The organism is Moorena sp. SIO4E2, assembly GCF_010671945.1.
GTDB classification, from domain to species: domain Bacteria; phylum Cyanobacteriota; class Cyanobacteriia; order Cyanobacteriales; family Coleofasciculaceae; genus Moorena; species Moorena producens.
The window spans coordinates 1-6,461 of record NZ_JAAHIE010000428.1 but is presented as its reverse complement, the minus strand read 5'-3'; the positions used below and the strand labels follow the sequence as shown (position 1 = coordinate 6,461).

The following is a 6,461-nucleotide window of genomic DNA, read 5'->3' as shown; positions in this document are numbered from 1 at the left end:
AAGGGGGGCTGGGGGGGATCTAATATCTTGCGGAAAACTTTGAAAACACACCCTAGTGTCAGACTATGGCCTAGACTCGGGTCAAATGAGCTATAATTCAGACTTTGTGGTGCCTGAAATTGCCTGGGTCGGCTTATTGGCGGGGGATTTTAATCCTAGTCAAGTGCTGGTAAAACAGCACATATCATCCGTGAGGCTGAGAATCTAAGACTATAACGCGCCAGGGTTTAGCCTGATAAGTAAGTTAATTGAACCAGTATTATAGACAAAGACTATGCGAACTCATTATTGTGGTGAACTCCGAAGCCAGCACATTGGTGAAACTGTTACCCTGTGCGGCTGGGTCTCGAAACGTCGCGACCATGGAGGTGTGATCTTCTTGGACCTACGGGATATTAGTGGTATTGTCCAAATTGTTAGTGACCCTGAGCGTACCCCTGATTCCTATAAAGATGCCGATCACCTGCGCAATGAATATGTAGTAAAGGTTACCGGACGAGTTACTAAGCGTCCTGACGAGTCCCTTAATCCCAAATTGCCTACTGGCGAGGTAGAAATTTACGCTCTTTACATTGAACTGCTCAATAAAGTGCGTAAGCAGTTGCCATTTCAGGTGTCCAGTGCTGATACTGAGTCAGTGCGAGAAGACTTACGGCTGAAGTATCGCTATTTGGACTTAAGACGCGATCGCATGAGCAAAAACGTGCAACTGCGCCATCAAGTGATTAGAGGAATTCGCCGTTACCTGGAAGATGAACAAGGCTTCATCGAAGTGGAAACCCCAGTGCTAACTCGTTCCACTCCCGAAGGTGCTAGAGACTATCTTGTCCCCTCCCGTGTGAATCCGGGTCAGTGGTACGCTCTGCCCCAATCCCCCCAATTGTTTAAGCAGCTGTTGATGGTATCGGGTATGGATCGATACTACCAGATTGCCCGGTGTTTCCGAGATGAAGACCTCAGAGCTGACCGACAGCCGGAGTTTACCCAGTTGGACATGGAAATGTCGTTTATGTCCCAAGAGGAAATTCTCCAGCTTAATGAGACATTAGTATGTCACATTTTTAAGACAGTCAAAGGTATTGATATCCCCAGACCATTCCCCCGCCTCACTTACGCTGAAGCCATGGAACGCTACGGAAGTGATAAACCCGATACTCGCTTTGGCTTAGAACTAGTCAATGTCTCTGATTTGATGAAAGATTCTGGCTTCAAAGTCTTTTCCGGTGCAGTAAAGACTGGGGGTGTAGTCAAAGTTCTACCTATTCCTGGTGGTAATGAAGCTATATCGAATGTCCGGATTAAACCAGGGGGTGACTTATTCAAAGAAGCAAGCGAAGCTGGTGCTAAGGGGATAGCTTACATCCGGGTGAGGGAAGGAGGTGAAATTGATACCATCGGGGCGATTAAGGATAACCTAAGTCATAGCCAAAAACAGCAGTTATTAGAGGCAACTGGTGCTACTGCTGGTCATTTGCTGCTTTTTGGTGCTGGTTCAGCTGACATCGTCAATAAAACCCTCGACCGCTTACGACTTGTGATTGGTCAAGAGTTAGGATTAATTGATTCAACAAAGATTAACTTACTCTGGGTAACAGACTTCCCCATGTTTGAGTGGAATGCCGATGAAAAGCGTTTAGAAGCACTGCACCACCCATTTACAGCTCCCCATCCTGATGACTTAGATGATCTGAAAACGGCTCGAGCTCAAGCCTATGACTTAGTATGGAACGGGGTAGAAATCGGTGGTGGTAGTCTCCGGATATACCAGCCAGAGATTCAGCAACAGGTTTTTGAAGCTATTGGCTTGTCTGAAGAAGAAGCTCACAGTAAGTTTGGGTTTCTGCTGGAAGCCTTTGACTATGGTGCCCCTCCTCACGGTGGGATTGCTTATGGTTTGGATCGGCTAGTGATGCTATTGGCTGGGGAAGAATCGATTCGGGATGTGATTGCTTTCCCGAAAACCCAACAAGCACGTTCTTTGCTAACCGATGCTCCAGGTGGTGTGGATGATAAACAGTTAAAGGAGTTGTACGTAGCTTCTACCTATCACGATGAAGCATGAAATATGAAGTATGAAATATTATGAAGTATCAAGTATGAAGTATCAAGACTTCATTCTTCATCTTGATTAGAAGAGCGATCGCTTGGAGGTTCATTTAACCATGCCAGTGCCGCACCGCCAACTTCTGATAGAATACTGATCAAACGATACAAGGCAACCGAACTCAGCACCACTGCCGGAGCAAAGTCATGCTCTAGTAAACCCACTGCAGTGGCTTCAAATACCCCAACTCCCCCTGGTGCCCCTGGGACAATTAAGCCCAACAGCCAAGCTACACTAAACCCACTAAGCAACAGGGGGAGTTGGCTGGGGCTGATTGGACTTAAGGCTAACAGGGTAAGCAAAAAGCCTGAACCTCGCAATCCCAAAAAGCCCAATTCCCCCAACAATGGTAGGATTGGGTAGCGCTTGACCCGGATAATCTGATCAACACCCGATTCAATGCTTTTCTTCTTACCTGTTAATTTAGCTAAATACTGTAGGCATGGGTTTAAACACCAAGGATGAATCAGTATCAGTACAGCAAACAGAATTGGGAGTTGAATGATCCGGCTGGCCAAAGGAGAGCTGATCAAAGCCAGCAATAAAGCACCTACTGCCATCATGGGAGGTTCCATTAACACGCTCAGAGTAGCTACTCCCAATGGAACTCCTGCTGTTTTCGCTGCCCAGATCCGACCATAGAAGTGCCAAACGTTACCTGGTAAGTATTTGGCAATGTTAACTTTGAGATAGATCCGGATACACCACCCAACCCCTGGTTCTTGGTCGAATTCCCGCAGCATCCAATGCCAAACCCAGCCAGTCCAGGTGTGGGCTAGTAATGTCACGCCAACAGCGATCGCTAAACAAGTCCATCCAGAAGTGCTGATCCGAATCGCTAGCACTTCTTGCCAGTTGTCTTTCAAGGCTTTTGCTAAAAAGAATAATGTCCCACCTAAGATTACCCAGCGTAGGTAAGGTTTTAGGGGTGATAGGACTCGCTTAATCGCTACATTCATTGACTATCTATTCTACCATTTTTACAAAGTAATACGACACGAACGAAGATATCACAAATGACAGACAAAGAATGACAGTGATAAAATGCTAAAGACTCAATTAGATTACTAATAGTTGTAAATATATATCTGAAGTATAGCATTTTTTAGTAAAATTTATAAGTGTTCCTCGACTGTGATCGAGTCAGCCTGTTTACAGCAAATTGGGTTATGACGAGGTCACTATTGCAACAGTTTTTTGCCCAAGAGGATTGAGCGTTTACCGTTGACGGTTAACAGTCAAATTCAAGGATAGTCTTACCAGTAAATTACATCTTTAAGCGGCAACTTAGTATTAGACTCGCTTACACTCGAAAGCAAGGGGCTTTGTAGCAGTAGCATCACTATGCCAGAAAACATGTCGGACAAGCCATCGTTCCAAAACAAGTCAAAAGCTTTGGAACCGGAAGAAAACTTGGTCATGGGGTTGTGGGGAAAATTCACCTCACAGTTTAACGACGGAAAATCAACCTCACAGTTTCAAGACAAGTATTACCAAAGCTTAGTCTACGGTTTTCGTGACTTGAAGACAGTAGTGTTGAACACAAGGCTATCAAGGTTGGATTTCGAGCAGGTATTTGTCCCCCTAAGATTCGCTACAAAAATTCCAGGTAATAGACCATTACCTAAGACAAACTCCCATCAATCTCAGATCAGTCCGGAAATTTGGGATTTTATCGCCAAAATACCTAAAATACCAGCCTATCGACATTTGGCAATCATTGCCCCCCCAGGAGCAGGAAAAACCACTACCTTGCAGCATTTGACCCTGACCTATGCCAACAATGCTCACCGCCAGTATAAAGCGCCAAAACTAATTCCTATAATGGTAGATTTGCGGAATACTTGCGATCGCATTACTAGTGAGCAAACACCATTATTGGCACAGCTAGTTACGAAACAAGTTGAGGAAGGGTCATTACCAGGATTTGGTCAATCCGCAGGCTTGGAGAAACCTCCTGCTAATTGGTTTCGGGATCAGTTAGACAATGGCAAATGCTTAGTGATGTTGGATGGGTTGGATGAAGTAGCTGATCCGGATCAGCGTCAGCAGGTGAGTCAATGGGTTAACCAGCAGATGCAAACCTATTCCCAAACTGCTTTTATCCTGACATATCGTCCCCAGGGCTATCGTAGTATACTGAGGTCGCAGATCGAAACAGTTTTAGAAGTACAACCATTCAATTTCAACCAAATTCAGCAATTTCTTCAGGGCTGGTATCGACAAACTAAGATTAGTAGTCGAGGAAAACAATTATCAGCTCAGAAGCAAGTTGAGGATTTAGTAGAGCGGATTAGACATAATCCCTCGATAGCTTCAATGGCAAGCAACCCACTGCTCCTAACTATGATAGCTACCCTTCACGCTTGCGGTAGCATGTTACCAGAGCGTCGGGGAGAACTTTACAGCAAAATTTGCCATGTATTGCTGGAGGTGTCATCAGCTCAGAACATCCCTATACAGCTCACAACCGTGCAAAAACAATCAGTCTTACAAAGGCTAGCACTAGGGTTGATGGAACAGGAAACTTGTGAATTCACCCCATCTGATAGTCAAGACCATTTAGCATCAGTGGCGGGGAGTCCGCTAAAACCCAAGGAATTTCTTAAGCATATAGAGACAGCTACTGGGTTATTAGTGGAAAGGAGGCTAGGGATTTACGAGTTTGTTCACCAGAGTTTTCAGGACTATTTAGCCGCTGCTCAGGTAAAGGAACTGAACCAAGAGCAGATCTTGACTAAAAACGTGGATAATCCCTGGTGGACTGAAACTATCCGCTTCTGGGCGTCGGATGCTGATGGAACTAACTTGATTCGTGCAGCCTTGGAAAAGGGTACAGAAGAGTCTTTAGCTCTTGCTTATGATTGCCTAGCGCAAGGGTTGACCGTTAAGCCTAAGCTAGAGCAACAACTTGAACAAATCCTAGCAGCAGATTTAGCATCCCCTAATCCAGAAATTGCTCAGGTAGCTGCAGAGGTTAAGTTATCTAGGCGGTTGAATCAACTATTCCGGATTGATGACAGAATCGAAATTGCCTTGAGTTATATTACCTGTGCTGAGTATCAATTATTTTTGGATGAGACCCTAGCAGCAGGTGAGTATCATCAGCCAGATCATTGGGAAAGCAAACGGTTTATAGCGTTAGAGGGAAATCAGCCAATTACTGGAATTGGAGCTAGTGATGCAGAAGCATTTTGTAAATGGTTGACTCAAAACTACTCAACACCAGGATTCAGGTACAGATTGCCCACTTCCGATGAAGCACAGGAGTACCCAGCGATTGAACAGCCAGTAGGCTGCTGGTGCCAGGAAAAAGAACACAACGTGATTGTGGGCATAAAAGCAGCTAAGTGGAAAAATTGGCAAAAACAATTAGCTAATGTTGTTCAACTAGATATAGCTCTAGATTTAAACTTAGACTTGGAGGGGGAACTAGAACTGTTCCGATACCTAGATATCCAACTCTACCGATATTTAGAGCTTAACCTCTACCAATACCGAAACCTTTACCAAGAGCTTGAACAAAACCTCGACCTCGATCGATACCTTTACCAAAACCTTGAGCCATACCAAGACCTATACAAAGAACTCAAGCTAGGTCAATATATCCACCTCAATCCCTACCTCAACCTCGACTTTGACCGATACGAAAACCCAGATCTTAAATTACTTCGCTTCTATGTGCTGTTAGTGTTTATTGCCTGGACTGTGCGAGCTGATATTTATAAAAAAGCTGCTACCAATCCTCAAATCCTGAAACCTGTTCATTTGACAGTTGAAAATTGTCAATAATTAAGCCGTAAGTATGCCAGTAATAGAGATAAAATTGCGCCAATTTACACATTATTTTTATTAATGGATGAGCGACGAACTGGTCGAATGCCAGCTTGGGAGGGGATTCGGGTTGTTCGATAAAAAGTTAACTAAACTATCAAATAAAAAAGGCAAAATTAAGAATAGTTATAAATTTAAATGCCTATTAGCTTACTATGGACGAAGAGGGTTAGCTAAATGCTAATAGCTAAATGTAAATCTTACGAATTTACCATTATCCTTAATCACCACAATAAACAATCAAATCAATTTCTATATCACCATTACCAGCAAGACCCATGACTCCAACCGTTGTTCGACAAGGCAACCTATTGTTAAAATAAGAAGCATATAAGTCATTCACTGTCTGGTAGTATCTAAAATCAGTCAGAAAAATGCGAGTCATAACTACCTGCTCGAAGCTAGTGCCAGCATGGTCTAAAACCAGCTTCAAGTTTTCCATTACCTGTTTAGTCTGTAAGGTGCGCTTTCCTATGGCGAATTAAATTACGGGGTCGCACCTCCTCAATTGACCCAATTATTA

The 6,461-nt window shown here is 43.9% G+C and carries 3 protein-coding genes and 1 pseudogene; 2 read left to right on the top strand and 2 right to left on the bottom strand.

Annotation, left to right across the window (positions count from 1 at the left end; all coding sequences use genetic code 11):
• Positions 1-274: 274 nt before the first annotated feature.
• The gene (aspS, locus tag F6K37_RS29510) at positions 275-2,062 is read left to right on the top strand and encodes an aspartate--tRNA ligase (RefSeq protein WP_008181984.1); all 1,788 of its coding nucleotides are present in this window, start codon (positions 275-277) and stop codon (positions 2,060-2,062) included.
• A 50-nt stretch (positions 2,063-2,112) separates the two neighbouring features.
• On the opposite strand, the gene F6K37_RS29505 is transcribed toward aspS, so the two are convergent.
• Entirely contained in the window at positions 2,113-3,063 is a 951-nt protein-coding gene (locus tag F6K37_RS29505; RefSeq protein WP_008181983.1) for a lysylphosphatidylglycerol synthase transmembrane domain-containing protein, read from the bottom strand.
• 385 nt (positions 3,064-3,448) lie between these two features.
• Here F6K37_RS29505 and F6K37_RS29500 point away from each other — a divergent pair, with 385 nt between their 5' ends.
• Positions 3,449-5,896: an NACHT domain-containing protein gene (locus F6K37_RS29500; protein WP_008181982.1), complete on the top strand. Its 2,448-nt coding sequence runs from the start codon at positions 3,449-3,451 to the stop codon at positions 5,894-5,896.
• Positions 5,897-6,158: 262 nt separating this feature from the next.
• Here F6K37_RS29500 and F6K37_RS29495 read toward each other — a convergent pair.
• Positions 6,159-6,395: pseudogene (locus F6K37_RS29495) on the bottom strand (RidA family protein); the annotation flags it as partial.
• Positions 6,396-6,461: the final 66 nt, after the last annotated feature.

Coding starts and splice junctions, on each gene's coding strand:
- aspS (WP_008181984.1), top strand. CDS start 275: ATGCGAACTCATTATTGTGGTGAACTCCGAAGCCAGCACATTGGTGAA.
- F6K37_RS29505 (WP_008181983.1), bottom strand. CDS start 3,063: ATGAATGTAGCGATTAAGCGAGTCCTATCACCCCTAAAACCTTACCTA.
- F6K37_RS29500 (WP_008181982.1), top strand. CDS start 3,449: ATGCCAGAAAACATGTCGGACAAGCCATCGTTCCAAAACAAGTCAAAA.